Annotated in this window: 22 protein-coding genes; 16 read left to right on the forward strand and 6 right to left on the reverse strand. The window is 70.1% G+C overall.

Annotated elements, in window-relative coordinates; genetic code table 11:
* Positions 1-234: 234 nt before the first annotated feature.
* The 11 genes from ACZ6QQ_RS00365 to ACZ6QQ_RS00415 all read left to right on the forward strand — a co-directional run bounded on the left by ACZ6QQ_RS00365 (position 235) and on the right by ACZ6QQ_RS00415 (position 15043).
* Positions 235-1452, forward strand: coding sequence for a sensor histidine kinase (locus ACZ6QQ_RS00365; protein WP_465873110.1), 1218 nt, complete (start codon positions 235-237; stop codon positions 1450-1452).
* 22 nt (positions 1453-1474) lie between these two features.
* Positions 1475-2230, forward strand: coding sequence for a LytR/AlgR family response regulator transcription factor (locus tag ACZ6QQ_RS00370; RefSeq protein WP_329105966.1), 756 nt, complete (start codon positions 1475-1477; stop codon positions 2228-2230).
* 241 nt (positions 2231-2471) lie between these two features.
* Positions 2472-3572 (forward strand): Ig-like domain-containing protein, encoded by a 1101-nt coding sequence (locus ACZ6QQ_RS00375; RefSeq protein ID WP_465873111.1) that lies wholly within the window; start codon positions 2472-2474, stop codon positions 3570-3572.
* 113 nt (positions 3573-3685) lie between these two features.
* Entirely contained in the window at positions 3686-4795 is a 1110-nt protein-coding gene (locus ACZ6QQ_RS00380) for an Ig-like domain-containing protein (RefSeq protein ID WP_465873112.1), read from the forward strand.
* 114 nt (positions 4796-4909) lie between these two features.
* A complete protein-coding gene (locus ACZ6QQ_RS00385; RefSeq protein WP_465873113.1) occupies positions 4910-5587 on the forward strand; it encodes a response regulator transcription factor in 678 nt (225 codons plus the stop codon).
* A 29-nt stretch (positions 5588-5616) separates the two neighbouring features.
* Positions 5617-6675, forward strand: coding sequence for a HAMP domain-containing sensor histidine kinase (locus ACZ6QQ_RS00390; protein WP_465873754.1), 1059 nt, complete (start codon positions 5617-5619; stop codon positions 6673-6675).
* Positions 6676-7091: 416 nt separating this feature from the next.
* Entirely contained in the window at positions 7092-9041 is a 1950-nt protein-coding gene (locus tag ACZ6QQ_RS00395) for a DUF4153 domain-containing protein (RefSeq protein WP_465873114.1), read from the forward strand.
* 250 nt (positions 9042-9291) lie between these two features.
* Positions 9292-9705 carry a DUF485 domain-containing protein gene (locus ACZ6QQ_RS00400; RefSeq protein ID WP_465873115.1) on the forward strand — a complete coding sequence of 138 codons (414 nt, stop codon included), beginning with the start codon at positions 9292-9294 and terminating at the stop codon, positions 9703-9705.
* On the forward strand, positions 9706-11346 hold the full coding sequence (locus ACZ6QQ_RS00405) for a sodium/solute symporter (RefSeq protein WP_465873116.1): 1641 nt from the start codon (positions 9706-9708) through the stop codon (positions 11344-11346).
* Positions 11347-11476: 130 nt separating this feature from the next.
* Entirely contained in the window at positions 11477-13348 is a 1872-nt protein-coding gene (locus tag ACZ6QQ_RS00410) for a glycosyltransferase family 2 protein (protein ID WP_465873117.1), read from the forward strand.
* 48 nt (positions 13349-13396) lie between these two features.
* Positions 13397-15043 (forward strand): glycosyltransferase family 2 protein, encoded by a 1647-nt coding sequence (locus ACZ6QQ_RS00415; protein WP_465873118.1) that lies wholly within the window; start codon positions 13397-13399, stop codon positions 15041-15043.
* Positions 15044-15081: 38 nt separating this feature from the next.
* On the opposite strand, the gene ACZ6QQ_RS00420 is transcribed toward ACZ6QQ_RS00415, so the two are convergent.
* From ACZ6QQ_RS00420 to ACZ6QQ_RS00445, 6 genes are all read right to left on the reverse strand, one after another.
* The gene (locus tag ACZ6QQ_RS00420; protein ID WP_465873119.1) at positions 15082-16074 is read right to left on the reverse strand and encodes a glycosyltransferase family 2 protein; all 993 of its coding nucleotides are present in this window, start codon (positions 16072-16074) and stop codon (positions 15082-15084) included.
* Between the two features lie 916 nt (positions 16075-16990).
* Positions 16991-17764, reverse strand: a complete 774-nt coding sequence (locus ACZ6QQ_RS00425; protein WP_465873120.1) for a hypothetical protein — start codon at positions 17762-17764, stop codon at positions 16991-16993.
* 210 nt (positions 17765-17974) lie between these two features.
* Positions 17975-18208, reverse strand: a complete 234-nt coding sequence (locus tag ACZ6QQ_RS00430; RefSeq protein ID WP_465873121.1) for a hypothetical protein — start codon at positions 18206-18208, stop codon at positions 17975-17977.
* Positions 18205-18435, reverse strand: a complete 231-nt coding sequence (locus tag ACZ6QQ_RS00435) for a hypothetical protein (protein WP_465873122.1) — start codon at positions 18433-18435, stop codon at positions 18205-18207. Before ACZ6QQ_RS00435 ends, ACZ6QQ_RS00430 begins: the two co-directional genes overlap by 4 nt.
* A complete protein-coding gene (locus ACZ6QQ_RS00440; protein ID WP_465873123.1) occupies positions 18432-18698 on the reverse strand; it encodes a hypothetical protein in 267 nt (88 codons plus the stop codon). Before ACZ6QQ_RS00440 ends, ACZ6QQ_RS00435 begins: the two co-directional genes overlap by 4 nt.
* On the reverse strand, positions 18695-18952 hold the full coding sequence (locus ACZ6QQ_RS00445) for a hypothetical protein (RefSeq protein ID WP_465873124.1): 258 nt from the start codon (positions 18950-18952) through the stop codon (positions 18695-18697). Before ACZ6QQ_RS00445 ends, ACZ6QQ_RS00440 begins: the two co-directional genes overlap by 4 nt.
* A gap of 391 nt (positions 18953-19343) precedes the next feature.
* Between ACZ6QQ_RS00445 and ACZ6QQ_RS00450 the strand changes: the two genes are divergently transcribed.
* From ACZ6QQ_RS00450 to ACZ6QQ_RS00470, 5 genes are all read left to right on the forward strand, one after another.
* Positions 19344-20561 carry a helix-turn-helix domain-containing protein gene (locus ACZ6QQ_RS00450; RefSeq protein WP_465873125.1) on the forward strand — a complete coding sequence of 406 codons (1218 nt, stop codon included), beginning with the start codon at positions 19344-19346 and terminating at the stop codon, positions 20559-20561.
* 524 nt (positions 20562-21085) lie between these two features.
* Positions 21086-22258: an ice-binding family protein gene (locus tag ACZ6QQ_RS00455; RefSeq protein WP_465873126.1), complete on the forward strand. Its 1173-nt coding sequence runs from the start codon at positions 21086-21088 to the stop codon at positions 22256-22258.
* Between the two features lie 479 nt (positions 22259-22737).
* Positions 22738-23496, forward strand: a complete 759-nt coding sequence (locus ACZ6QQ_RS00460) for an ABC transporter ATP-binding protein (RefSeq protein ID WP_465873756.1) — start codon at positions 22738-22740, stop codon at positions 23494-23496.
* Entirely contained in the window at positions 23487-25166 is a 1680-nt protein-coding gene (locus tag ACZ6QQ_RS00465; protein ID WP_465873127.1) for an ABC transporter permease, read from the forward strand. The genes ACZ6QQ_RS00460 and ACZ6QQ_RS00465 overlap by 10 nt, the downstream gene beginning before the upstream one ends.
* Positions 25108-25797 (forward strand): flavin reductase family protein, encoded by a 690-nt coding sequence (locus ACZ6QQ_RS00470; RefSeq protein WP_465873128.1) that lies wholly within the window; start codon positions 25108-25110, stop codon positions 25795-25797. Before ACZ6QQ_RS00465 ends, ACZ6QQ_RS00470 begins: the two co-directional genes overlap by 59 nt.
* Positions 25798-25869: the final 72 nt, after the last annotated feature.

Here is a 25869-nt window from a genome sequence, read left to right on the forward strand (position 1 = left end):
GCCACCACCCCGTTTTTCTCCCCCCCCCCCCCCCCCCACCCCCCCCCCCCCCCCCCCCCCCCACCCCCCCCCCCCCCGGCGGCGCTCGGTCGACTCGCGACGTTGGGCGCGGCGGAGGCGGGCGGGTTTGGTGCCGCACTTGTAGAGAAAGCGTGCTTATTCGGGCTTGGGTGGGTGCTTTTTCTCTACAAGTGGGCGGAACTTTGGGCGGGCGGCGGGCAGTAGGTTGTGCGGGTGGGGGCGAATCTTTCGGCTGTGCTCGCTGTGGTGGCGTTGGTGAGCGGGCTCGGGGCCGCCTTGTTCGCGGTGGTACGACTGCGCGCCCGCCGGGGGATCGCCACAGCCAGTCAGCTGGCGACGTACGACGTGTTGCACACCGCCGGGCTCGCGGCCGAGCCGCTGCGGGCGGGGCTGAGCCCGGCGAGCGCGGCGAAAGCGGTACGGCACCTGCGGGCACTGGTCGGGGCGGCCGGATTGGCGCTGGTGGACGACACCGAAGTGCTGGCGATCGACGGGCGGGGCGGGCACCACGGCGCCCAGTTCGTCGCGGCGGCAGAACGGGCGATCGGGGTGAACCGGTCGACGGTGCTCGGTGAGTCGGAGTTGCGCTGCGACCGGGTCGACTGTCCGGTACGAGGTGCGGTCATCGCGCCGCTGACCGGGTCGGACGGGCACGCGGTCGGGGTGCTGGTGGCGATCGCCGACGACCAGCCGGCGCCCGGTCTGGTCCAGGCGACGCTGGAGACGGCACACTGGGCCAGCGCCCAACTCGCGCTCGCCGAGCTCGACTCGTCACGGGAGCGGCTGGCGCGGGCCGAGGTACGGGCGCTGCGGGCACAGATCAGCCCGCACTTCATCTACAACGCGCTGACCGCGATCGGCTCGTTCGTGCGGACGGACCCGGAGCGGGCCCGCGAGCTGATCCTGGAGTTCGCCGAGTTCACCCGGTACTCGTTCCGGGCGCACGGTGAATTCACCACGCTCGCCGAGGAGTTGCGTTCGATCGACCGTTACCTCACGATCGAACGGGCCCGGTTCGGCGACCGGCTCCAGGTACGGCTGGAGATCGCGCCCGAGGTGCTGCCGGTGACCGTGCCGTTCCTCTGCCTGCAACCGCTGGTCGAGAACGCCGTACGGCACGGACTGTCCCGCAAGCCGGGACTCGGCATGGTGAGCATCGAGGCGCGCGACGCCGGCGCGGAGTGCCACATCACGGTGGAGGACGACGGGGTGGGGATGGATCCGGCGGTGCTGGCCGCGGGCATCGCCGAGGCGGCTCGGGACAGCGTCGACGACGCCGGGCAGCACGTGGGACTCTCCAACGTGGACGAACGGCTCCGGTCGGCGTTCGGGGACGCGTTCGGCCTGGTCGTGGAGACCGGGCTCGGATCGGGTACGAAGGTGAGCATGCGGGTGCCGAAGTTCCACCGACATGTCCGGGCGCGTACGTGACCGAGCGGAGCGAGGTGGGGGTGTGAACGGTTTCCTGCGGGTGCTGGCGGTCGACGACGAGCCACCGGCGCTGGACGAACTCGCGTACCACCTGCGGGCCGACCCCCGGGTGGCCCGGCTGCACACCGCGTGCGACGCGACCGAGGCGCTGCGGGTGCTCCGGGACGCCGACGTGGACGTGGTCTTCCTCGACATCCGGATGCCCGGACTCGACGGGATGGAACTGGCCCGGGTGCTGCGCCGGTTCGCCCGACCACCGGCGATCGTCTTCGTCACCGCGTACGACGACGGTGCGGTGGACGCGTTCGACCTGGGCGTCACCGACTACGTCCGCAAGCCCGTACGCGCCGAGCGGCTGGCCGAGTCGCTGCGCCGGGTGATCGGCGCGCGGGTGGTGCCGACCCATCCGGCGGCGCTGGCCCGGGCCGAGGAGGATCCGACGATCCCGGTGGAGTTGGCCGGGACGACCCGGATGCTGCCCCGGTCGGCGGTGCGGTGGGTGGAGGCCCAGGGTGACTACGCGCGGCTCTACACGGCGGACGCGTCGCACCTGGTCCGGGTGCCGCTGGCGACCCTGGCGGAGCGCTGGGCAGACGCCGGGTTCGTCCGGATCCACCGCTCGTACCTGGTGCAACTGCGACTCATCGCCGAACTCCGGCTCGCGAACTCCGGGTACGTGGTGGTGGTCGACGGCACCGAACTGCCGGTCAGTCGCCGGCACACCCGCGAGCTGAAGGACAAACTCGTCCGCGCGGCGAAGCAGGACTGGAACCGGTAGCCGCGTCGGCTCCGGTCGCCTGGCCGGGCTGACCCCTGCAGCGTGGGTTCCAGCCCGGCGGAACGCTGACCATGACACCTCATCGCCCGGTGGGCTGGTAGTCGCCGGACGGATAGGTCATAGGCGTAGATAAGTGTCAGATCACGGTCAGGGTCGACTGATGCCGGCCAATACGGACTAAATTCCCCGAAGGGACCATTTTTATTCAGAAACATCCACACAGCCGCAGAAGGGCCAGATCATGTGGAGTAAACGCATCGCGATGGTCGCCGTGTTGGCGGCCATCGCATGGGTGGGTGTCACACCGGTGCCCGTCCAGGCCGGTGGACCGAACGACCCGCTCTACGGCGACATCAACGGCGACGGCATCGAGGACCAGATGACCCTCGGCATCGTCAACCCGAACAACTGCTCGGTCGTGGTCGAGTACGGCCTCGTGGGGGGCGGCTACTCACTTCCGGTGGCCTTCATCTTCCTGCGACCCGGTGGCCCGGCGGCCCCAGCGTGCCCGGACATCGGAGTTGCCTTCAACTGGGACACGGACAGTGCGGACGAACTCTGGCTCGGCTGGTCCCGGGGTGCACCACCGAGCCTGGACTACAACCGGGTCATCCTCGACCACGGGACCCTACGGATCGTAGGTACCTTCACCTCGCCGGTCACGCCGGTCTTCTTCGACAAGGCGGACTTCAGCGGTATAGGAACCCCGACGCCCTACTCGTACGGCCGGGGCGGCTTCGCCAGCTATGTCATCAACGGATCCATCGGAGATCTCGGGCCCGAGCAGTGGTGCTCCGACGACGTGTCCGGCGTGGAGATCAAGGACCTGAACAACAACAGGGCCGTGGACGCGGTGGTCGCCTACACGGTCGGCTGTACCGACTCGGCCAACGGTGTGGTGGTCGTGCTCGACGACGGCACGCCCCGGCAACTGGAACTGGACCCCACCCGCCAGCAGACCTGGAAGGCCACGATCGTCTACGCGAACGGGGACCGGTACCCGGACGTCCGCACCCAGGCGACGACCACCGGTCAGATCGACCACTTCATCAACCGCGGCGACGGCACCTTCGCAGCCTCCCCCGAAGCGGTCGCCGACACCGTCACCGTCAGCGGCACCAAGAAGACCACCATCAACGTACTCGCCAACGACTACGCCACCAACCAGGCAACCATCACCATCGTCACCCCACCCCGCTACGGCACCGTCCAGGTCACCGCCAACCGCACCATCGTCTTCACCCCCTCCGCCACCCACGGCCGCACCGACCGCTTCGTCTACCAACTCACCCAGGACGGCAAGACGAGCAACACCTCCGTCAACATCCGATTCCAGAACTGATCGCTCACGGACCGCTCCGGCTCTCCGTACTGCGGCACCGGGAGCCGGAGTCGCCTCGCCGTCGGCGGACGGCGGCGAACAGGTCCGACGTACGCGTATGGAGGCAAAGTGTCATGTGCAGCAAACGCATCGCGATCGCGGCCGTGCTGGCGATCCTGTTCGGGATCGGCCTCGTGCCGCCCACCGCCCAGGCCGGTGGGCGGGGCGAGCCGATCTATGGCGACGTGAACGGGGATGACCTGACCGACCAGGTGTTCCTCGGCATCGTCCAGCCCGACCTGTGCTCGGTCATCGTGAGGTACGGCCGAGCTACCGGTGGTGTCGGCCCTCCGGTCGCCTACACCTACCTCAGGCCCGGCGGATCCGGTCTCGGCACCGTCTGCCCCGATCTCGGGGTGGCCGTCGAACTCACCGACGATGGCATCGACGAACTGGTGGTCGCCTGGTTCGCCGGCCCGCCCGCGTCGATCGACTACAGCCTGCTGGTGCTCGGCCACGATTTCCGGCCGAACTTCGGACTCGACCAACTCGTCTCCCAGCCCAGCTACCTGGGAACGGCGGACTTCAACGGCGACCGACGGCAGGATGTGTACGCCGTCACCGATCAGGGCGCGGGATTCGAGTCCTACCTCAACCTCGGTGACGGCACTCTCACCGTCGGCCCGGTGAGATGGTGCGCCGGCCCCATGCAATACGAACTCGACGACTTCAACGTCAACGGCGCCATGGACGTGCTCATCTCCTACATCGAAGGCTGCGACGACCTGGACAGCGGCGTGGTGGTGGTTCGCGACGACGGCGCAGTGGCGCAGCTTGAGCTGGACGAGTTCGGTGTGGAGTTCTGGACGGCCCGCGCTGTCCACGCGAACGGGGACCGGTACCCGGACGTCCGCACCCAGGCGCCATCCACCGGTCAGATCGACCACTTCATCAACCGCGGCGACGGCACCTTCGCAGCCTCCCCCGAGGCAGTTGGCGACACCGTCACCGTCAGCGGCACCAAGAAGACCACCATCAACGTACTCGCCAACGACTACGCCACCAACCAGGCAACCATCACCATCGTCACCCCACCCCGCTACGGCACCGTCCAGGTCACCGCCAACCGCACCATCGTCTTCACCCCCTCCGCCACCCACGGCCGCACCGACCGCTTCGTCTACCAACTCACCCAGGACGGCAAGACGAGCAACACCTCCGTCAACATCCGATTCCAGAACTGATCCCGACGTCCGAGGGCGCGGCGACGTCAGTTATCCACAGGGGCAGCTCGTTCTCCACAGGTTATTCACAACCTGCCCCATGCGTCTCCATCCCGCATGCCTACAGTCCAGAACATGAACGAGCGTCGGGTCCTGGTCGTCGAGGACGAGCAGACCATCGCGGAATCGGTCGCCGCGCGGCTACGGGCCGAGGGTTTCACCGTGGAGATCGCCGGTGACGGCCCGACCGCGGTCGCGTCCGCCCGGAAACGCCCACCGGATCTGGTGGTGCTCGACGTGATGTTGCCGGGCTTCGACGGGCTGGAGGTGTGCCGGCGGATCCAGGCCGACCGACCGGTGCCGGTGCTGATGCTCACCGCCCGGGACGACGAAACCGACCTGCTGGTCGGGCTCGCCGTCGGTGCGGACGACTATCTGACCAAGCCGTTCTCGCTGCGCGAACTGGCGGCGCGGGTGCACGCGCTGCTGCGCCGGGTGGACCGGGCGGCGAGCAGCGCCCAGCAGCTCCTCCGACTCGGCGACCTGGAGATCAACCAGGCCGAGCGGCGGGTACGCCGGGCCGGGGTCGAGGCACACCTGACGCCCACCGAGTTCGACCTGCTGGTCCACCTGGCCGGCCGGCCACGGACCGTACTGCCCCGGGAGCGGCTCCTCTCCGACGTGTGGGGGTGGGCCGACGCGTCCGGGACCCGAACCGTGGACAGCCACATCAAGGCGCTGCGTCGTAAGCTCGGCGCGGACCTGATCCGCACCGTGCACGGCGTCGGCTACGCACTGGAGGTACAGCCGTGAGAGAAGCGCTCTGGGCCTGGGCCAACCGGATGCTCGACCTCCTGCCCCGCCCGCTGGACCCGGTCCGCTCGATCAAGGTGAAGCTCGGTGTCCTGCTGGTGTCGTCGGGCGCCGCCGGACTGGCCGTCTTCTGGATCGGGATCGGCTGGATCCCGCCGTGGACCTCGGTGACCGCCATCGTCATCGCCCTGGCCACCTCGCAGGTCCTCGCCCACGGCATGACCTCGCCGCTGCGGGAGATGACCGCCGCCGCGCGGGCGATGGCCCGGGGCGACTACACCCGCCGGGTCCGGGCCACCTCGCGGGACGAGGTCGGCGAGCTGGCGGTCGCGTTCAACCAGATGTCGGCGGAGCTGGCCGAGGCCGACCGGCGGCGCCGGGAGCTGATCGCCAACGTGTCGCACGAGCTGCGTACGCCGATCACCGCGTTGCAGGGGGTGCTGGAGAACATCGTGGACGGGGTCGCCGAGCCGGAGCCGGCCACCCTGCGGACCGCCCTCGCACAGACCGAACGCCTCGGCCACCTGGTCGCCGACCTGCTCGACCTGTCCCGGCTGGACGCCGGTGTGGTGCCGTTGCGCCGGGTCAACCTCGACGTCGCGGACTTCCTGGACGAAGCGGTCCGGCAGGCCGCGGTCAGCGCGACCGGCGCCGGGCGGATGGTCGACTTCCGGGTACGCCAACCGGCCGTACCGCTGAGCATCAAGGCCGACCCGTGGCGGCTGCACCAGGTCTTCGCGAACCTGCTCGACAACGCGGCCCGGCACAGTCCGGCCGGCGGCAACGTACTCGTCACGGCGGAGCAGCGGGCGGACCGGCTCGACGTCGAGGTGACCGACGAGGGCGAGGGAATCCCGGTGGGGGAACGCTCGCGGGTCTTCGAACGCTTCACCCGGGGCGAACGGGCCGGCGACGGCGGGACCGGGCTCGGCCTGGCGATCGCCCGCTGGGTGGTCGAGATGCACGGCGGCACCATCGCGGTGGCCGATCCCGCACCGGGTGCCGGCGGCCGCCGAAGCTCGGGTTGCCGGATCCGGGTGAGCCTGCCCCTCGGTGTCCCCCAGGCAACGGTCGCCACCGTCTCCTGAACCCGTCCACACCACGCAACGTCCACCAACCGCCCGGCCACCAACAGCCGGCCACGGCTGCGGACCACTTCGCTGGCCGGATCAAGGCCGGTCGGATCCGTGCGCCCTTCGGAGGAAGCATGACAGCACGTCCAGTTCCCGGCCCGACACCCGACCCCGGACCGCAGTCCGGCGTCGCCCAGCCGGGAGACACCATCACGCCGGTACCGACCACACCACCCGTCCAGCAACCACCGACGGCGCACCCGCCGGCACAGCAAACACCGGCGCCCCAACCAACGCCTCAGCAAACACCGGCGCAGCACTCGCAGCCACAGCAACCACCGGTTCAGCAAGCACCGGCGCGGCACGAGCAGGCTCAGCACGAGCAGGCTCAGCAAACACCGGCGCGGCACGAGCAGGCTCGGCACCCGCAGGTGGCCGGCGAGGGGGCGAAGCCGGCGGTGCAGGGTCCGCACGGGACCGGGCAGTGGCCGCCCACCGGGCCGCAGTGGCCGGCGCGGCCGCCGCTCGTACCCGCGCCGCCGTCGATGTGGCAGCGGCGGTGGCCGGGGCCGGTGGCCGGCGCACCCCAGGCGGTGCTGGCCGCGACGGCTGCGGCGACGGTCATCGGCGCGGTGAGCATCCCGCTGGACCGGGGCGGTGCCGGTTGGCTCGTCGCCGTTGTCGCCGGCACCGTGGCACTGGCCGTAGCGGCGCTCGGCCGGTCGAGGACGAACACGGATGGGGTGCCGGAACCCGCCGGGACGAGCAGGACTGCACCGGTGACGGCAGCCGTCAGCGGCCCGGTCCCGGACACGACGGCCCCCGGCGGCGCCGGGACCGAGCCAGCGGCGAGCAGCGGATCTGCGACGAGCAGCGCGCCAGCGGCGAGCACCGAACCAGCGGGAGGCACCGAACCAGCGGCGGGCACCGGGCCGGCGGCGGGCACCGGGCCGGCGGGAGCGAAACCGACGGGAGCGGAACCGGCCGGCGTACGCGGCGATGACGCCGCCGTCGGCATCACGGACCCGGTACGGTCCGGCACCACGGGGGTGTCGGACCGTACCGCATCGGTGGCTACGAGCGGGGGTGTTCGCGCCCCGCTGGGCACCGTACGACTGATCTGGCTGGTGGCGACGGTGGCCCTGGTCGGGGTCGGCACCGTACGGGCGGCCGGGTGGCTGTTCGTACTCTGTCTGCTCACGGCCGGGGTGACCGCGTGCCTCGCGGTGGCCGACGGCCGGACCCTGCCCGGAATGTTCATGTCCGTCGGCATCACCCCGGCGGCCGTGCTCCGGTCCCTGCCCTGGGCCCGACGCGGGCTGCGTCAGGCCGACCGGGCGGGCCGGTCGAGCCTCAGCCGGGGCTTTGCCACCGCCGCCGTCTCGGTCGGCCTGCTGATCGTCTTCGGTGCCCTGTTCGCCTCGGCGGACGCGGACTTCGCGGACCTGCTCGACGGGCTCCTGCCGGCACTGTCGGCCGGGACCGTGTTCCGGTGGATCTTCCTGTCGCTGGTGATCGGTAGCGGGTTGCTGGGAGCGGCGTACGTGCTGACCGCGCCGCCGGACCTGACCGGGTTGGAGCGGCCTGCCCGGAAGCGGCTGCGGGTCACCGAGTGGGCGGTGCCGGTCGCCCTGCTCGACGTGCTGTTCGCGGCCTTCGTCCTGGTGCAGCTCGCCAACCTGTTCGGTGGGGACACGCACGTGCAGGACACCGCCGGGCTGACCTACGCCGACCACGCCCGGGGCGGCTTCTGGCAACTGCTGGCGGTCACCGTGCTCACCCTGCTGGTGATCGCCGGGGCGACCCGCTGGGCGCCCCGGGAAACACCGGCGCAGCGGTGGCTGATCCGGATGCTGCTCGGTGTCCTCGCCCTGTTCAGCCTGGTCGTGGTCGCCTCCGCGCTCTACCGGATGAACGTCTACACCCACGCGTACGGCGCCACCCGGCTCCGCCTGCTGGTGGCCGTCTGCGAACTGTGGCTCGGCACGATTTTCGTACTCGTCCTCGTTGCCGGGTTGCGGCTGCGGGCGACCTGGCTGCCCCGGCTGGTGGTCGGTACGGCCGTACTGGCGCTGCTCGGCCTCGCCGTGGCGAACCCGGACCGGTTGATCGCCGAACGGAACGTCGACCGGTACACCGCCAGCGAACGGCTCGACCTGGCGTACCTGTCGCAGTTGTCCGCCGACGCGGTGCCGGCGATCGACCGGCTCCCCGGCCCGCTCCGCGACTGCGCGCTACGGGAGATCGCCGAACACCTCCAATACCACCCCGACGACTGGCGTGGCGCGAACCTCGGCCGCTCCGAGGCCTGGAAACTCCTGCGCGCCAACCCGGTAACCGGCCCCGGCCAGCAGTACGGCACCTGCCCCACCACCCCCTAACTCCTCCGCCCCCCTCCCACCCCCCTCCCACCTCCCCTCCCCTCCCGCCCCCGCTCACCCGCTCGTCGATCTAGGGCAAATACGTGTTAGTTGATCACTAGTCACACGTATTTGCCCTAGATCGACGAGGAGAGGGGTGGGGGCGGGGCGCGGGGAGGGAGGGAGGCAGGGAGGGAGGGAGGGGAGCGGGAGGGGCGGGAGGGGGCGGGGGGAGGGTTGACTTTTGGGGGTGGGGGGTGAGACTGCCGGGGTGGGTGCTGACATCGATCCGTTGGCCGAATCGGCGGCACCGGCCCGGGTGCCGAGGGCTCGGGTCGTGCTGGCCGAAGTGGCTCGGCGGGGGCCCGGACCGGAACGCACCCGAGCCGAGCTGACCGAACAGACCCGGGTCGGCGAGGCGCTCGTACGCGGGCTCGTGCGCGCCCAACTGGCGCTCGCCGTACGGCTGTTCCTGGTGGTCGCGATCGGGCTCGGCGGGCTGCCGTTGATGTTCGCGCTCGCCCCGGCGGCCGGTGCGGTGAAACTGTTCGGGGTGAACCTGCCCTGGCTGCTGCTCGGTGTCTGCGCGTTCCCGTTCCTGGTCGGCGTCGGCTGGGCGTACGTGCACCTGGCGGAACGCAACGAGCAGGAGTTCACCGACCTGGTCCAGCGGCCGGAGCGCTGAGTGGAGAATCCGTACCTGGTGCCGTCGATCGTCGCGGTCACCCTGATCACCGTCGCGATCGGGTTCTACGGGCTGAAGCTGGCCCGGACGACGTCGGACTTCCTGGTCGCGTCGCGTACGGTCAGTCCTAACTGGAACGCGGCGGCGATCGGCGGCGAGTACCTGTCGGCGGCGTCGTTCCTCGGCATCGCCGGCCTGATCCTGAAGTACGGCGTGGACGTGCTCTGGTACCCGGTCGGTTTCGCCGCCGGTTACCTGGCCCTGCTGCTGTTCGTGGCGGCACCGCTGCGCCGCTCCGGTGCGTTCACGCTGCCGGACTTCTGCGAGGTTCGGCTCGGGTCCCGCCGGCTGCGCAAACTCGCCACCCTCTTCGTCATCTTCATCGGCTGGCTGTACCTGGTGCCACAGTTGCAGGGCGCCGGGCTGACCCTGACCACGGTCGCCGGCGGCCCGTACGAGCTGGGTGCGCTCCTGGTGGGGGCGGTGGTGACGACGAACGTGGCGCTGGGCGGGATGCGCGCGGTCACCTTCGTGCAGGCGTTCCAGTACTGGCTGAAGTTGACGGCGCTCGCCGTACCGGTGATCTTCCTGGCGTTGCAGTGGCAGTCGGACGGGCGGCCGGCGGTGACGCCGCCGGACGGGCCGACGTTCCGGACCGCGATCACCGTCGTGGTCGAGGAGCCGGCGACCCTCACCCTGCCCGACGGTGAAACCCGGGCGGTACGCCCCGGCGACGAGCTGACCTTCGCGGCCGGTGACCCGGTGCCGAAGGTGTCGGGTGTGGTCATCGACGGGCCGGACTGGCTGCTGCCGAGCGCCGCCGGTGACGACGACCGGGACCTGTTCGCGACATATTCGCTGATCCTGGCGACGTTCCTGGGCACGATGGGGCTGCCGCACGTACTCGTGCGGTTCTACACCAACCCCGACGGCGCCGCCGCCCGCCGGACCACGCTGGTGGTCCTCGCCCTGGTCGGCATGTTCTACCTGCTGCCCACCCTGTACGGCGTCCTCGGCCGGATCTACACCCCGCAACTGCTGCTCTCCGGGCAGACCGACGCGGTGGTGGTGATGCTGCCCAGCGCGGCGCTCGGCGGCGGGCTGACCGGTCAACTGCTCGCCGCCCTGGTCGCCGCGGGCGCGTTCGCCGCCTTCCTGTCGACGTCGTCCGGGCTGCTCACCAGCGTCGCCGGGGTGATCTCCACCGACGTGCTCGGCCGGGGCTCGGTACGCGACTTCCGGCTCGCCACCCTGCTCGCCGGGGTGGTTCCGCTGGTGCTGGCGTTGAACGTCTCCGGGCTGGACGTGTCGCAGGTGGTGGGGTTGGCGTTCGCGGTCGCCGCGTCGAGTTTCTGCCCGCTGCTGGTGCTCGGGATCTGGTGGCGGGGGTTGACCGACCTGGGTGCGGCGGCCGGCATCCTGGCCGGTGGCGGCGCCTCGATCCTGGCGGTCCTGCTCACCGTGGTCGGACCGCCGCTGACCGGCTGGCCGGCGACGCTGATCGCCCAGCCGGCCGCCTGGACGGTGCCGCTGGCGTTCACCGTGATGGTCGCGGTGTCGATGGCGACCCGGCGCCGGGCCCCGGCCGACGTCGGCGCGACCATGCTGCGCCTGCACGCACCGGAGGCGCTGCGCCTGTGAAACGTACGGTCCCCTTTGTCGACGATCATGATGGTGTGGTGGTCCGACGGCCGGGTGGTCCGGATCGTCCGGCACTCGCGGGTGCGTAGAGTGGGAGCCCTGTCCAGCTGGAGGGAAACGGGCTGAGGTAATGCGCGATGCCAGTGCCGAGCCGGCCGGCCGGGGGCGCCACTGGCGCCTCGTCGGCGTACCGTCGCCCACCCTGCCCGAGCGGCTGAGCCGCACCGTCGGCCTGCGGGTCGTCCGGGTGCCCGGCTCGCGCCGGGTGTTCGTCACCGCCGGTTCGATGGACCGGCTGCGGGATCTGCTCGCCGATCCGGCGTCCCTCGCGCCGACCACGCAGGCGACCATCGTGGTCGTGCTCTGGCGGGCCCCGTGGCGGGGCTGGTCCGGTGGCGTCGGCGCGCTGACGCACATGCGCGGTCACCGGGTGTCGCTGCCCCGGTGGGGGCGCGGGGTCGCCACGGTCAGCGTCCAGCTCGGTCGGCCGGTCCCGTTCCGCGAGGTGCTCGAAGCCGCGCTGCACGCGCTGGGGCCGACCCGACCGCTGCCCGCACCGGCCAGCGCGAACCTGACCAGCGAGGGGCTGCTGCCGGCGTACCTGCCCGCGCAGCAGTCGGCGACGGTGGTCACCGGTCGGGTCGTCGAACGTACCGAGATCCGCGCCCACGATCTGGTCCTGACGAGCGACGTCGGCGGCACCGACGGCTCGGGGCCGTACGCCGCCGCGTACACCGCCACCCGGCACGGGCTGCGGGGGCCGGCCGGTGAACCGGTGGTCCTGGTCGACGCGCAGCGGATCAACCCACGGGGCCGGCGGGCCGGCTCCTACCAGTCGGACGCCGCCCGGGTGGAGCTGGACCTCGACGCGGCCGGTCGCCGGTTCGGGTGGGGCGGGAACCCGGCCGCCGCCCGGCCGCTGGACGGGCCCGGCCTGGACGCGGCGACCCTGGCCGCGCTGCGTCAGACCGCCGTGGTGACCGTGCCACGGATCGGCGGGGATGCCCCGGTGCCCACCGCCGCACTGCTCGTCCAGGTGGCGATGACCGGTGCCGTCGTCGCCGCTCCGACCCTGCCGCCGCAGGTCGCCGGTCTGCTCGACCCGGATCTCCGGCAGATCCTGACGGCTCCCCTGGTCGAGACGGACCCGCTGGCGCTGGAGGCGCGCAGCGTACGGCAGCGACGGGCGGCGATGCGGGGTCACGCGCTCGCCTTCGCCCTGCCGGAGCTGGCCAGGGCGACCTTCCCGGAGCTGGTACGCCCGCCCTCGGTCACCGCGATCCTGGCCACCCGGCGGCCGGAGATGCTGGCCGACGTGCTCCGGGCGATCGTCGGGCAGACCTATCCTGAGCTGGAGATCGTGCTCTGCCTGCACGGGGTCGAGTTGCCGGCCGAGGCGCGTGCCCTGCTCACCGAGAGCGGGCGGCCGTTCGAGATCGTGCACGTTCCGGCGAGTGCCAGCTTCGGCGAGGCGCTGGGCGACGCCACCCGCCGGGCCCACGGCACGCTCGTCACCAAGTTCGACGACGACGACACCTACTCGGTCGAACACGTCTGGGACCTGGTGCTCGCCCGGCACTACTCGGGCGCCACCCTGGTCGGCAAGATGGCCGAGTTCGTGCACCTGGAGACGCTCGGCATCACCGTACGACGCTCGTCGGGGGTCCCCGAGTCGGACGGTGAGATGGTCGCGGGCGGCACGATGCTGCTGGCCAAGGGTGACCTGGAGTCTGTCGGCGGCTGGCGTCCGGTGCCCAGGTCGGTCGACCTGGGTCTGATCGACCGGCTCCGCCGCGACGGGGCGATGATCTACCGGACCCACGCGCTGGGTTACATCTACCACCGCCGGGCCACCGGCCACACCTGGGACCCCGGTGACCAGTACTTCCTCGACGCCGCCGTCGACCGCTGGCCCGGCCTGCCGCGTCTCGCCCTCACCGACCCCGAACCGTCGGCCGAGAGGTCTGCCGGCGAGGCGGCCGAGACGGCGTCACGTGCCTGACCACGTCCCGCCCCGGGATCCTTCCCCCGTACGAGGAGTCCGACAGCAGTGAGCCGCACTCCCCGCGTCCTGCGTAACGACTGGTCACCGGTGACCGTGCCCGACCTGGACGGCTGGCAGCCGACCATGACGGTGAGCGTGGTCATTCCCGCCTTCCAGTGTCAGTCGACGCTCGACCTGACGCTGGCGTCGCTGAGCCGGCAGACCTACCCGGCCGACCTGCTTGAGGTCATCGTCGTCGACGACGGCTCCGAACCGCCGCTGACGCTGCCGGCGATCCGGCCGGAACGGACGAAGCTCGTCCGGCTCGACGATCCGGTCGAGTCCGGCTGGGGGCGGGCGAACGCGCTGCACCAGGGGGTGGTGCACAGCTCGGGCGAGATTCTGCACTGGCTCGACGCGGACATGATCGCCTACCCGGAGCACGTCGCGGCGCAGGCCCGCTGGCAGCACGTGCTGCCGTACGCGGTGACGCTGGGCTACAAACGGTTCGTCGACACGGCGGTGCACGGCGCCTGGCCGTCACCGGAGAAGGTCGCCGAGCTGGCGGACCGGGGGGCAACAGCGGATCTGTTCGGTGGCAGTGCCGGTGAGCCGCACTCCTACGTCGAGCGGTACGTCACCCAGACGAACCAGCTCCGTACCGCCGACCACCACGCCTTCAAGATCCATGTCGGTGCCACCGCCGCCCTGCGCCGCGAGCTGTACGACGCGGCCGGTGGCCTCGACCGGGAGCTGCGTCTCGGCGAGGACACCGAGTTCGGCTACCGGCTGGCCCAGGCCGGTGCCGTGTTCGTACCGGAGCCGCAGGCCCGCAGCTGGCACCTCGGGCCGACGCACGTGATGCAGGCGCGGGAACAGGTGAGCCGGTACAACCGCCCGTTCCTGGCCGACCGCATCCCGTACCCCCGGCACTGGCGCAAGGTCGGCGGAACGTCCTGGTCGGTGCCGCTGGCCGAGGTGGTCGTCACCGTCGGGGACGAGCCGCTGGAACGCGTACGGGCGGCGGTCGACTCGGTCCTGCGCGGTACGGAACACGACGTCCGGGTCCACCTGGTGGGCCCGTGGGACCAGCTCGACAACCAACGGGTACGGGTGCTCGCCGACCCGCGACTCGACCTGCGCCTGATCACCGCCACCTACCGGGGCGAACCCCGCGTACGGCTGGTCACCGAGCCACCGGTCTCCGTCTTCCCGTCGCCGTACCTGCTGGAACTGCCGGCCGCGTACGGCCTCGCACCGGACACCCTGCGGAGCCTGGTCGACCTCGCCGACCGTCACCAGGTCGGCCTGGTCCGGGTCGAGCCGCCGGACGGGGAACAGTGGCCCGGCCCGCCCGTCCAACTCTGGCGGACCGCCGCCCTCGGCCGGGCACAGTGGATCCGGGCCGACGGCGAGTCACTGGCCGACGCGGTCACCTCCGTGTACGGCCGGCGAGAGGTGTCCGCCACGGCGGTCGGCGTGGTCGACCTGACCCCGTTCGAGCCTCGGGAGTTGGCCGCCGGTGTCGCCCGCCTGTCGTCCGGCGGCGGCCGGCGCTCGGGCGGTCTGGTGCCCGGGATGGTCGAGGTGGAGGGCGTGCGCTCGTTGGCCAAGGCAACCGTGGTGGTCGCCTGGTTGGCGGGCCGGCGGGCGAAGGCGATGCTGCGCGTCCCCGAGCGACGGACCTCCCGCCGGGGCAACGGCTCCTCCTGACCCGGCGGGCACTATGGCCCTTCCTGAACCGGCGGGCGTTACGGGGTGGGCGCTCCGGCGGCGTCGGCCGTCTTGGCCTGGCCGGCGGGGTCCTGGTGGCCACGGCGCTTCAGGATCCGGTCCCGCAGGGTGTGCCGTAGCTGCGGCGGGATCAGCCAGATCTGGAGGAACGTCACGTAGTCGAGCGCGCTCGGCTGCCCGTGCTGACGGGCCTCCCGCAGCAGGGTCCCGAAGACCTTGGAGCTACGGGTCGTCGCCGCCATCGAGCTGACCACGCTCATCGTGACGGCCGCGTACGCGCGCGGGGTGAACAGCGGACGGCTGCGCCGCAGCCACTCCAGTTGCCGCTCCCAGGGTGAGCTGAGGGTGATCCGGGGCCGGTCCTCGTCCTGGTGGAAGAGGACCAGGGGCTCGTCGGCGAAGATCAGGTCGACGTCGTCGTGGCTGGTCGCCCGCAGGGTCCAGTCGAGTTCCTGCATCCGGGGCACGCTGGGGTCGAACGGCACCCGGCGCAGCAACTCGGTCGGGGCCATGATGGTGGAGGTCTGGATGAAGCCGTCGCCGTGGAACAGCCCGCGCCGGACGGTCAGGTACTCGCTCAGTGGCTCACCCGGCGACGGAAGCCGACGCGGGATGACAAACTCGGCACGCGGCGTACGGTTGATCAACCGGCTGGCCACGATCGGCAGCGGTACGCGCGCGTTCTTGGCCAGGTCGAGCTGGACTTCGAGCTTGTGTGCGAGCCATTCGTCGTCGTCGTCGAGCAGTGCCACCCACGGAGCCTGAGCCGCCGCCACACCGGTGTTGCGGGCGTTCGGCGCCCCGCCCGATTCGGGCCGCCCGATCACCCGTAGGCGTGGGTCGGTGATCGCGGCGAGCACCTTGCGGGTCTCGTCGTCGGGTCCGTCGACCACGACGATGACCTCGATGTTCTCGACGGTCTGCGCCAGGGCACCGCGTACGGCACGGGTCACCAGATCCGGCCGGTTCAGGGTGGGGATGACCACGCTGACGTCAGGTGTGGACGACATAAAGACCTGCAATCAGTACGGGGGACGAAGCACGAGGGGGCGTACTCGAACCGCCTGCGTCAGGGGGATCCGATGCGGGCGTGTCCCGGCGGATTGTACCGTTCCGGCGGGGTCGTCGCGCGGACCGAGGCAGGGGCCGGTCGAGCGTACGGCGACACCACCCTCGAACCAACTGATTGACCGGTTCGTCCCCGGTGTCACGAGGCATGGGCAACGGGCGGGCAGCGCGTGCCACGCTGGGTACGGCCGCTGTCGCTCGTGATCGCGCCCATGAACCGGATGACCTTCCCGGCCTTTCACATTCAGCCTGGCGAAGCAGTATTACTACTCGGGGTCCATACTCAAATGGCTCGACACCGAGGCGGACGCCAGGCGCGCTCGGGCGGGCGCTAGGGCGGTCACCCTGCAATTCCTTGCGGGCCCCTTCTAGCACTGAGGGCTACTCTCCCCGAAATTGTACGTCGTTGTCGTCGTCAGGCAGAGGCTCCCACTCGCGTTCGCCTGCATGTAGGTGCTGTGCCGCTGGTTGGGCGCGCGCCCAAGCCAAGACCTCCGCACGGGTTCCTGCGAAGTCGCTCATGCCGGCCACTTCATCACGTTCGTTGGGTTGCTCGTATTCGTCAATCCAGCTTGCCGAGTATGTGATGGACCCCGAATAAACTTGGGTGCCACCGTCGCTCGTGACGTACACAATGCCATGCCCGGAACGGGGTGAGCCGTAACGCTGCGGTTTGCCTGGGGCTGTCACTTCCGGGGCGTAGTGGCGAATCATTGCTGGGCGATCGTCCATGAGATTAGTCTATCGTTCGCCCTGAACCGGACATGCCGTGATCGGCCAGGCGGGCACCGCCGACTCAAGGCCGTGCCCGCCTGGCTTCACGATCGATGTAGCGCGAATCGGTCTAGAGACAGCAGGCTACGAGGTGTACCCAGATCCGTAGGATGCGGCGCCCAACGCGGGCGGGTCCGGGGTGGTGTACTGCCCGCTGCTCTGCCGGTTGAACTTCGAGGACTTCCACCACACCCACCAGGTGCCGGGGTACGAGCTGGAGGGGTCCGTCCACTCGAACTGGTGGGCGATACCGGCGGTCTGAACGGTGTTTTCGGTGTACTGGTAGCCGGCGCTACCGAAGGCGGTCACCGTCGTGTTGGCGCCGTAGGGGCCGTTCGGACCCCACGTCCGGTACGAGGCGCCACTACTGATGGGGTAGCCCTCCGGGCGTGCACTGCTGAAGTAAAGCCGTTCTGCGGAGGCTCGAACGGTGCGGACGCCACGGGTCGAATAGAACTGGAACAGGTTGGAGGTGCTCCGGCCGCCAGCGAAGCTGTCATCAGCCCGGAAAACGGTGTCTCCCAGTCGGGTGCTGCCGTAGCCGTAGGTTCCCGATCCACGGAATTCGATTTTGTAGTTGGCGACGTAGTAATAGCAACCGATGAGCGTGCACACGTTGCCCTGGACGTTCGTCGGCGGGTTCAGGCAAACCCACGCACCTTGCCGCTCGCTCAGCGGCAGAGCGCACTGATCGTCGCCGGAGAGGCGAACCGATCCTGGGGTGTCGTAGTACCGCACCGAGGGGGCGGAGTCGGAGGCGGACGCCGGCACGTTAGGGACGGAGATGACCGTGAATGCGGCCACCAGGGTCAGTGTTGCCGCCAATAGGCGGCGCTTCGGTTTTCTCATGTCGGTCACGCTATGAGTCTCGCTCGCGTTCAGTCAATAGATGTTGATCGATGGAATTTTTAGCCAAACCGGGAAATGGCAGTTAACATCGGGGCGACTCGATGCCGCCCAAAATTCCTACTCAACGGCTACTTACTCCGGCGTTTTGGTTTTCGCTCCAATGCCAAAACAAGGCTTCCCATTTCCCCAATTTGTGCGAATACCGGTAGTTGCTGCTTCTCACAGCAGGTGTACTCGTTCGGTGCTGCCGTCCGGCATTAGCACCGTCAGGCTCCCACCGCCGTGCTCAAGCAGCTCAAGCACCAGGTTATGGACGATCAGGGCCCGGTTGATCGTGTCTGTCTTGGTGTCGCTGGTCCGGGCGCACGCCGCTTCGAGGGCGTCCTGCGCACGGGGGATCAGGTTGACGGTCACCTTCGTCAGTGCCGACCGGCCCGGTTCCGGCTCGGTCATCCCGACGCGATTCGTTCGGCGGCCGGCTGGCGCTCCACCGTCGGGTACGCGCCAGCCCGACCGGACCGGATCTCGACCGCCCACGCCAACTGGGCGCACCCATCCGGCTTGCACTGGTAGCAGGTGCCCGGCCGCCACACGTTCCCGCCGGGCTGGTGCTGCCGCCACGTCAGTTCCGCAGCGGCAAGAAGGGTGGCCGGGTCGGTGGGCTCGTCGTGGCGGCTCACCGCGCCGCCCTCGCTCTCTCAATCGCGGAGACTCGCACGAAGCCGCCGTAGCAGTCCTCGTGCTGACGCTTGAACACGCACGGCGTCCGGTGCGCCCACACCCAGACCTCCAACTCCCCCGCGCGGGTACGCGGATCCTCGGGGTCGATGCTGACCAGCCGCAACGTGGTCGCCTCCGTGGCCGGAGCGCCGATAATGTTCCACTCGCCCGGCTCCAGGTGGAGGAGCGTTCCGGGTGGCACCCGGATGACATCGGGGATCATGACCCCGCCGCCTGCCGCTCGGCGGCCAGCATCTCCGGGTCGACCACCATCAGCCGGGCCCACCGCCACCGGCTGCATCGACCGGGCTTGTAGCACGGGCACAGGCCGCACTCCTCGCCCTGCTCGTGCCGGGCGACGGTGACCCTGGCGATCCCGAGCAGCGCCGGCCACAGATAGCGGGAGGCTCGGGTGAGCGGATGCTGCTCGGTGTTCATCGCCGCCGCCAGACCCAACGCGGGCGGCGGGTGTTCCACAGGATCCGGACCAGGGACCGCGTGTCCTTCGCCAGCGGCGGCGTCGGCACAGGCGGGGCGTCGGCCGGGCGGTGGGCGCCGCACCGGTCGGGGTAACTGGTCGCCGGGCCAGGGCCCGGCGGCTGGTCGGGTGGATCAAGCCGTCGCATCGCGCACCTCTCCCTCGGGGACCGTTTCTTTCGCAGGCGGGGCAGGTCTCCCTGGTTGGTCGCTGTCACGGTCATGCACGGCGGATCTCCTCTCCTTGTGGAAGGGGCCCGTTGTCATCTACGGGTGGAGAGGACGACGAGGCGGTCCCGCAGTTCCGCCCGTCACCCTTGCCGCTGACGCCGAACGGTCCCGCTGATGACACTCTGGCGTCACGAGGCATACGCTCGGAAGGTGCCACGTGATGCCTGAGCACACTGGCAACAGCCTGGGGGATCTGATGCGCGAGACGTTCGGGGCAGCAGTACGTCGCCTCCGTGCGGAGCACACCGGAATGACGTTGCGTACCCTTGCCCGCTCCACACACGTCGATCCTGGACACCTGAGCCGGATCGAACGCGACCTCCGTCCACCCACACCCGACATCGCGGCTGTACTCGACGAGGCACTTTCCGCAAACGGCTACCTCGTCGGTCTCGCCGCGGATGCGGGCGATCTGGCCGCACGGGAGTCCGCCAAGCTGACCGACCTGTTATGCGGCGTCTCGGCATCGGACCTGGTGGGTGGACTGGCCACCGAAACGCACCGACTCGCGATCGCCTATCTGTCGTCGCGACCGGCCGACATGCTCGACCAAGCGGGCGCACTTCGTCGCCGGGCAATCGGGGCGTTGCATGGTGGCCGACTCAACCGCCCGGGTGAACTTGCCGACACCGTTCTCTATGCGGGATATCTCTCGGGAGTCATCTCCTACGCCACCCTAGACCTGAACGACCCGGTGAGCGCCCTGACCCACGCGGAGGCGGCGTGGCATGCCGCCGAGTCGGCCGGCTCCGATCCGCTTCGTGCGTGGGTGCGGGGCACCCAGTCACTGATCGCCCGCTTTTCCGGCGATTTCCCTCGTGCGCTCGCCTTTGCCGAAGATGGACTCCGGTACGCCACGAGCGGAACGGCCAGGGTCCGGCTATTGGGCGGGGTGGCACAGTGTCATGCGAACATGGGCAGCGGCCCGGCGGCCCGTGCCGCACTGGGTGCAGCCGTTGTCGCTCGTGATCGTGCCCACGAGCCGGATGACCTTCCTGGGCTCTTCACGTTCAGCCAGGCGAAACAGCACTACTACTCGGGTTCGGTACTCATCTGGCTCGATACCGAGGCGGACGCCAGGCGCGCTCGGGCGGGCGCCGAGCAGGCGCTCGCCCTGTGGGCTGCGGCTGGGTCGACTGATCGGGCACTGGACGACGAGGCGTTGGCTCACATCTACGCGGCGACCGCATCATTGCAGCTCAATGATTTGGAATCGGCAGTCGAATTCCTGAATCCGATCCTCGACCTTCCCGAGGATCGGCGAATCTCATGGATTCGCAAAAGGCTTGAACGGGTTGGCGCGATGCTGTCAGCGAAGCCGTACGCCAAAGATCCGTTGTCCATCGAAACGCGGGCACGCATAGCTGAATACCGGTAGGCGAACGCACAAACGCGTCAATCTCGTACATCTTTTTTGATTTACGTACGCAAAATACGGTGTACGAGTTGAAGGCGTTAGTTTCCCCAGCGGCGCCATGTCGTAGCGCTGCTCGCAGTGGGTGGAACTGGTCCAGGACCCACGTGCGTGGCAGCGGGCCACAGCGCCGGAAGGAATCCGAGGTGCGGTGCGGGGCGGGGCCGCGCCGAGCGCCTCGGGTGGACGTGGGTGCGGTGACGGATCGGCACGGTATGGGCACGACATCGCTGGCTAGTGTCCGAGCACGGCGAACGTGGACATCTACTTACAGGCGTACTGGTGCGATCCCTTTGGATGCCAATGGGTCACAGTTGCCTCAGGCTCGGGCGACAAATGATCACCTCCCGGGTTGCCCCGGGAGGCACCGTCGGCCGTGACCGGCCGTCTGGCGAGCACGCATGGATGCCATAGCCGTGACGGAGAGTCCATGGGCGATAAAGGCGGTATTATCCGATTCCGGCGTGTCGATCCTGCAAGGAGGACCTATGGCGAGTCTCGGCCCGGCGATCACTCGCCGCAGACTCACCGCGATGGTTGCGACGCTGGTCCTGGTCTGCGCGACCACTCTGCTGGTCGATGTGGTCGCACCTCGCAGCGCGAGGGCGGAGACCGTGCCGGTGCCGCTGGGCTCCGCCGCCGACTTCGCGATCCTCGCCGGTACGACGGTCACGAACACCGGACTCACGGTGGTCAACGGTGACCTTGGCGTGAGTCCGGGTACCGCCGTGACCGGCTTCCCTCCGGGTCAGATCAACGGTTCGATCCACTCGAACGACGGCCCCGCCATCCAGGCGCAGGCTGACCTGGCCATTGCCTACAACAACGCCGTCGCGCGGACGACCACGGACACCATCCCGGTCGAACTCGGCGGAACCACCCAGACCACCGGCGTGTACGGCTCGCTTAGCGGCACCTTCGGGATCACCGGCACGCTGACCCTCGACGCCGAGGGCGACCCGAGCGCGGTCTTCATCTTCAAGGCCGTCTCCACGCTCATCACCGCCGCGGACAGCGCGGTGAACCTGATCAACGGTGCCCAGTCGTGCAATGTCTTCTGGCAGGTCGGCAGTTCGGCCACGTTCGGGGCCAACTCCATCCTGCGGGGTGACGTCCTCGCCTTCACCTCGATCACCGTTGGCGCTGGAGTGTTGGTCGACGGCCGGACGATGGCGGTCAACGCCGCGGTCACCCTGGACACCGACACGATCACACGGTCGACCTGCGCCGAACCAAGGGAGTTGTCGATCAGCGCACCCGAGGCGGCGGACCTCGGCAGCGCCCCTCCCGGCGGCACCGTCTCCGCCAATCTGGGGCCGGTGACGGTGCGCGACCTGCGCGGGCTTGAGGACGCGGCCTGGGTCGCGACGGTGGTCGCGACGAACTTCGTCACCACCGGCAGCCCGGTCCAGATCGTCGACAGCGTCAACGTGACGTACTGGTCGGGGCTGGCCACCTCGACCACCGGGACCGGCACCTTCACCTCGGGCCAACTCACCTCCGACGACGCTGAGACCCTCGACGTGGAACGCACCGCGTACACCCTCACTGACGGTCGCGGCACCAACTCCGCCACCTGGGATCCGGTCGTCTCCATCCAAGTGCCCAGCACGGCCGTCGCCGGTGAGTACACCGGCACAGTGACCTTCTCCGTCGCCTGACACGCCTCCCGTTCGTCGCGTGAGCGGCCGGTGCGACCTCAGCGACCGGAACTCCCGGTCGACCAGGATTGGGCCGCGCAGAAACCCGGACAACTACCACCATCGGATGTCTCATGGATTCGCAGAAGGCTTGACCGGGTTGACGCGATGCTGTCGGCAGAGCCGTACGCCAAAGATCCACTCGCCGTCGGTACGCGGAACCGTATAGCCGAATACCAGTAGCCGCCGCACTTCCGGCAATTGCGACGTAACTGCCGCGATCCAGCCCTCGCACGGTCGGGGCCGCCGGTTCATGCGGCTGGCCCACGCTCCGGTCCATGGTCACGGTGAACGGGACTGTAGGCCGTCAACCGGGCGGATCGGGCTCGCACGGCTGGGCAGGGCCCTTTGTCGGGCGACTTTCGTGGACCCGCGCGCGGTGACGGATCGGCACGGCACGGGCACGATTCGGCGCTCTGAGCGACTACCGTCAAGGGATGATCGGGGCTGAGCACGCCGCTCTCGCGCTGCGCGGGCTGGGCAAGCGGTTCGATGCCAAAATCGCCGTCGCGAAGGTCGATCTCGAAGTGCCGGCCGGCTCGTTCTACGGGCTGCTCGGCCCCAACGGCGCCGGCAAGACCACCACCCTGTCGATGGCCGTCGGACTGCTCCGGCCGGACACGGGCGCGGCCTGGGTGCTCGGCCACGACGTGTGGGCCGATCCGGTACGCGCCAAGCAACTGCTCGGTGTCCTGCCCGACGGCGTACGGCTCTTCGACCGGCTCAGTGGGGCCGAGTTGCTGGCGTACCACGGTCTGCTCCGGGGAATGGAGCCGTCGGTGGTCGACCAGCGGGCCGGTGAGCTGTTGGACGTACTCGCGCTGGCGGATGCCGGGCGGACCCTGGTGGTCGACTACTCGGCCGGGATGAAGAAGAAGATCGGCCTGGCCTGCGCGCTGCTGCACGGGCCGCGCCTGCTCGTACTCGACGAGCCGTTCGAGGCGGTCGACCCGGTCTCCGCCGCCCTGATCCGCGACATCCTCCAGCGGTACGTCGCCGGTGGCGGCACGGTCGTCTTCTCCAGTCACGTGATGGAGGTGGTGGAGCGGCTCTGTAGCCACGTCGCGATCCTCGCCGACGGCACCATCAAACGGGTCGGCACGCTGGCCCAGGTACGCGGCGACCGCTCCCTGGAGGACGTGTTCGTCGAGGTCGTCGGCGGTCGTACGGCGACCGGGGAGGAACTGGCGTGGCTCTGAGTGCCGAGGGCGCGGTGACCGGCGTACACCCCGTCTCGGCCCGGCACTTCGTCCGGCTCAAGCTGCGGATGATGGCCAACAGCTTCCGGGGGCAGGGCTGGCGGATCGCCATCTTCCTCAGCGGCATCCTGATCGGCGGCTGGTTCGCCGCGTCCGGGTTCCTGCTCCTGGCCCTGCCCGGTCTGGTGGACAACCGGCAGATGGCCGGCATCACCTCCGCCTTCGGTGGTGCGCTGCTGGTGATCGGCTGGCTGCTGCTGCCGCTGATCTTCTTCGGGGTGGACGAGACGCTCGACCCGGCCCGCTTCGCCCTGCTGCCGCTGCCCCGCCGCACCCTGCTCACCGGTCTGATCGCCGCCGCGCTGATCGGGGTGCCGGCGGCGGCGGCGCTGCTCGCGACCAGCGGCCTGGTGCTGACCGGCTGGGCGTTGGGCGGCTGGGGTGCCGCTCTGGTCGCCGGGCTGGGCGTTCTCGCTGGGTTGCTGCTCTGCGTCACCGCCAGCCGCGCGGTGACCAGCGCTTTCGCGAACATGCTCCGGTCGCGCAAGGTACGCGACCTGGCCGCGATCCTGCTCGCCGTCTGCGCCGCACTGCTCGGACCGTTGCAGTTGGCGGTGCTCGGTGCGGCCGAGCGGGCGGACTGGGACCGGCTCGCCGGTCTCGCACGGGTGCTGAGCTGGACCCCGCTGGCGGCGCCGTACACGATGGGTCTGGACGTGGCCGACGGGCGGCTCTGGGCCGTACCGGTGAAGTTGTTGATCACCGCCGGGACGATCGCGGCGCTGCTGCGCTGGTGGTCGGCCTCGCTGGAGACGGCGATGCTCGGTACGGTCAGCGGCGTCGGCGCGGCGCAGGCCCAGCCGGCCGCCGGTGGCGGGTCGAGCGCGCAGCTCTTCCCGTGGGTTCTCGGCTGGCTGCCGCGTGACCGGTACGGCGCGCTGGTCGCGCGGGAGGCCCGGTACTGGTGGCGGGACACCCGTCGCCGGGCGAGTCTGATCACCTTCGCCGTGGTCGGCATCTTCGTGCCGGTGTCGGTGAACCTCGGCAGCCAGGGTCTGCTCAGCGGGCCGACCGAGGTGAACGCGTCCCCGGTCCTGGTGAGCCTGTCGATGCTCTTCGTCGGTGTGGTCGCGGCGGTCACTCCGGCGAACCAGTTCGGCTGGGACGGCAGCGCGTACGCGGCGAACGTGATCGCGGGCGTACCCGGTCGGCTGGAGCTGCGGGCGCGGGTGGTCGCGTTCACGCTCTACGTCGGGCCGCTGCTGCTGGTGATCGCCACCATCCTGGCGTTCTTCCTGCGGGAACCGGAGTGGATCGGGGTCCTGGCCGGGTCGCTCTTCGCGGCGTACGGCAGCGGGCTCGCGGTCACCCTCTACGTCTCGATCCTGAGCCCGTACGCGCTGCCGGAGAGCACGAATCCGTTCGCGATGAACAGTGGCGCCGGGGTGACGAAGAGCGCCCAGGTGCTGCTGGCGATGCTGATCGGCTCGGTGCTCGCACTGCCGATGGTGCTGGCCACCGCCCTGCTCGGCGGGATCTGGCTCTGGCTGGCGCTGCCGGTCGGTCTGGCGTACGGCCTCGGCGCGCTCGCCCTCGGCATCTACCTCGCCGGTGACGTGCTGGACCGACGGATGCCCGAGCTGCTGGTCGCGATCACCCCGCGCCGGTGACCGGGGACAATGTGCCGGTGTACGGAGAGCTGACCACGGCGACCGACGGCGGGTGTTTCACGTGAATCCAAAACCGGGTGCCAATCCGGAACCGGGTGCTGGGATCCACGACACCGACCCGTTCGCCACCCCGGATGCCGACCGCTCCCCGGTCCGCCGGATGCGCGGCCGGCTGGCCTCGGCGGTGACCCTCTGGACGGCCGGCGACGACGGGAAGGCCGGGGCCGGGGTCGCGCGGGCCGGGCTGACCGTGTCGTCGACGCTGGTCGCCGACGGTGAGCCGGGTCGGGTGCTCGGCCTGGTGGACGAGGAGTCGGATCTCTGGGCGGCGGCGTCGGCCACCGGCCGGTTCGCGGTCGCGACCCTCGGCCCGGCGCACCGGCAGTTCGCCGACCGGTTCGCCGGTCTCTTTCCCGCGCCGGGCGGGCTCTTCGCCGCTGGGAACTGGACCGGCACCGGGTACGGGCCGGTGCCCGCCGACGCCGGGGCGTGGATGGGCTGCCGGTTGGACGCCTCCCGCGAGTACGGCTGGTCGCTGCTGGTGGAGGCCACGATCGAGGTGGTCGAGGTGGTCGGGGAGAGCGTGCCGATGGTGTACCACCGGGGCCGTTACCGGGGCCTGGCCGGCTGACGGCGTAGTGGGGACCGCGCCGTTGAGCGACGTGACCGAGGTCACTCGGCGCAGCCAGTAGCCCGTTCGGCG

This window comes from Micromonospora sp. NPDC049529, from assembly GCF_055586685.1.

Coding starts and splice junctions, on each gene's coding strand:
- ACZ6QQ_RS00375 (WP_465873111.1), top strand. CDS start 2,472: ATGTGGAGTAAACGCATCGCGATGGTCGCCGTGTTGGCGGCCATCGCA.
- ACZ6QQ_RS00380 (WP_465873112.1), top strand. CDS start 3,686: ATGTGCAGCAAACGCATCGCGATCGCGGCCGTGCTGGCGATCCTGTTC.
- ACZ6QQ_RS00385 (WP_465873113.1), top strand. CDS start 4,910: ATGAACGAGCGTCGGGTCCTGGTCGTCGAGGACGAGCAGACCATCGCG.
- ACZ6QQ_RS00390 (WP_465873754.1), top strand. CDS start 5,617: ATGCTCGACCTCCTGCCCCGCCCGCTGGACCCGGTCCGCTCGATCAAG.
- ACZ6QQ_RS00410 (WP_465873117.1), top strand. CDS start 11,477: ATGCGCGATGCCAGTGCCGAGCCGGCCGGCCGGGGGCGCCACTGGCGC.
- ACZ6QQ_RS00420 (WP_465873119.1), bottom strand. CDS start 16,074: ATGTCGTCCACACCTGACGTCAGCGTGGTCATCCCCACCCTGAACCGG.
- ACZ6QQ_RS00430 (WP_465873121.1), bottom strand. CDS start 18,208: ATGACCGAGCCGGAACCGGGCCGGTCGGCACTGACGAAGGTGACCGTC.
- ACZ6QQ_RS00440 (WP_465873123.1), bottom strand. CDS start 18,698: ATGATCCCCGATGTCATCCGGGTGCCACCCGGAACGCTCCTCCACCTG.
- ACZ6QQ_RS00450 (WP_465873125.1), top strand. CDS start 19,344: ATGCCTGAGCACACTGGCAACAGCCTGGGGGATCTGATGCGCGAGACG.
- ACZ6QQ_RS00455 (WP_465873126.1), top strand. CDS start 21,086: ATGGCGAGTCTCGGCCCGGCGATCACTCGCCGCAGACTCACCGCGATG.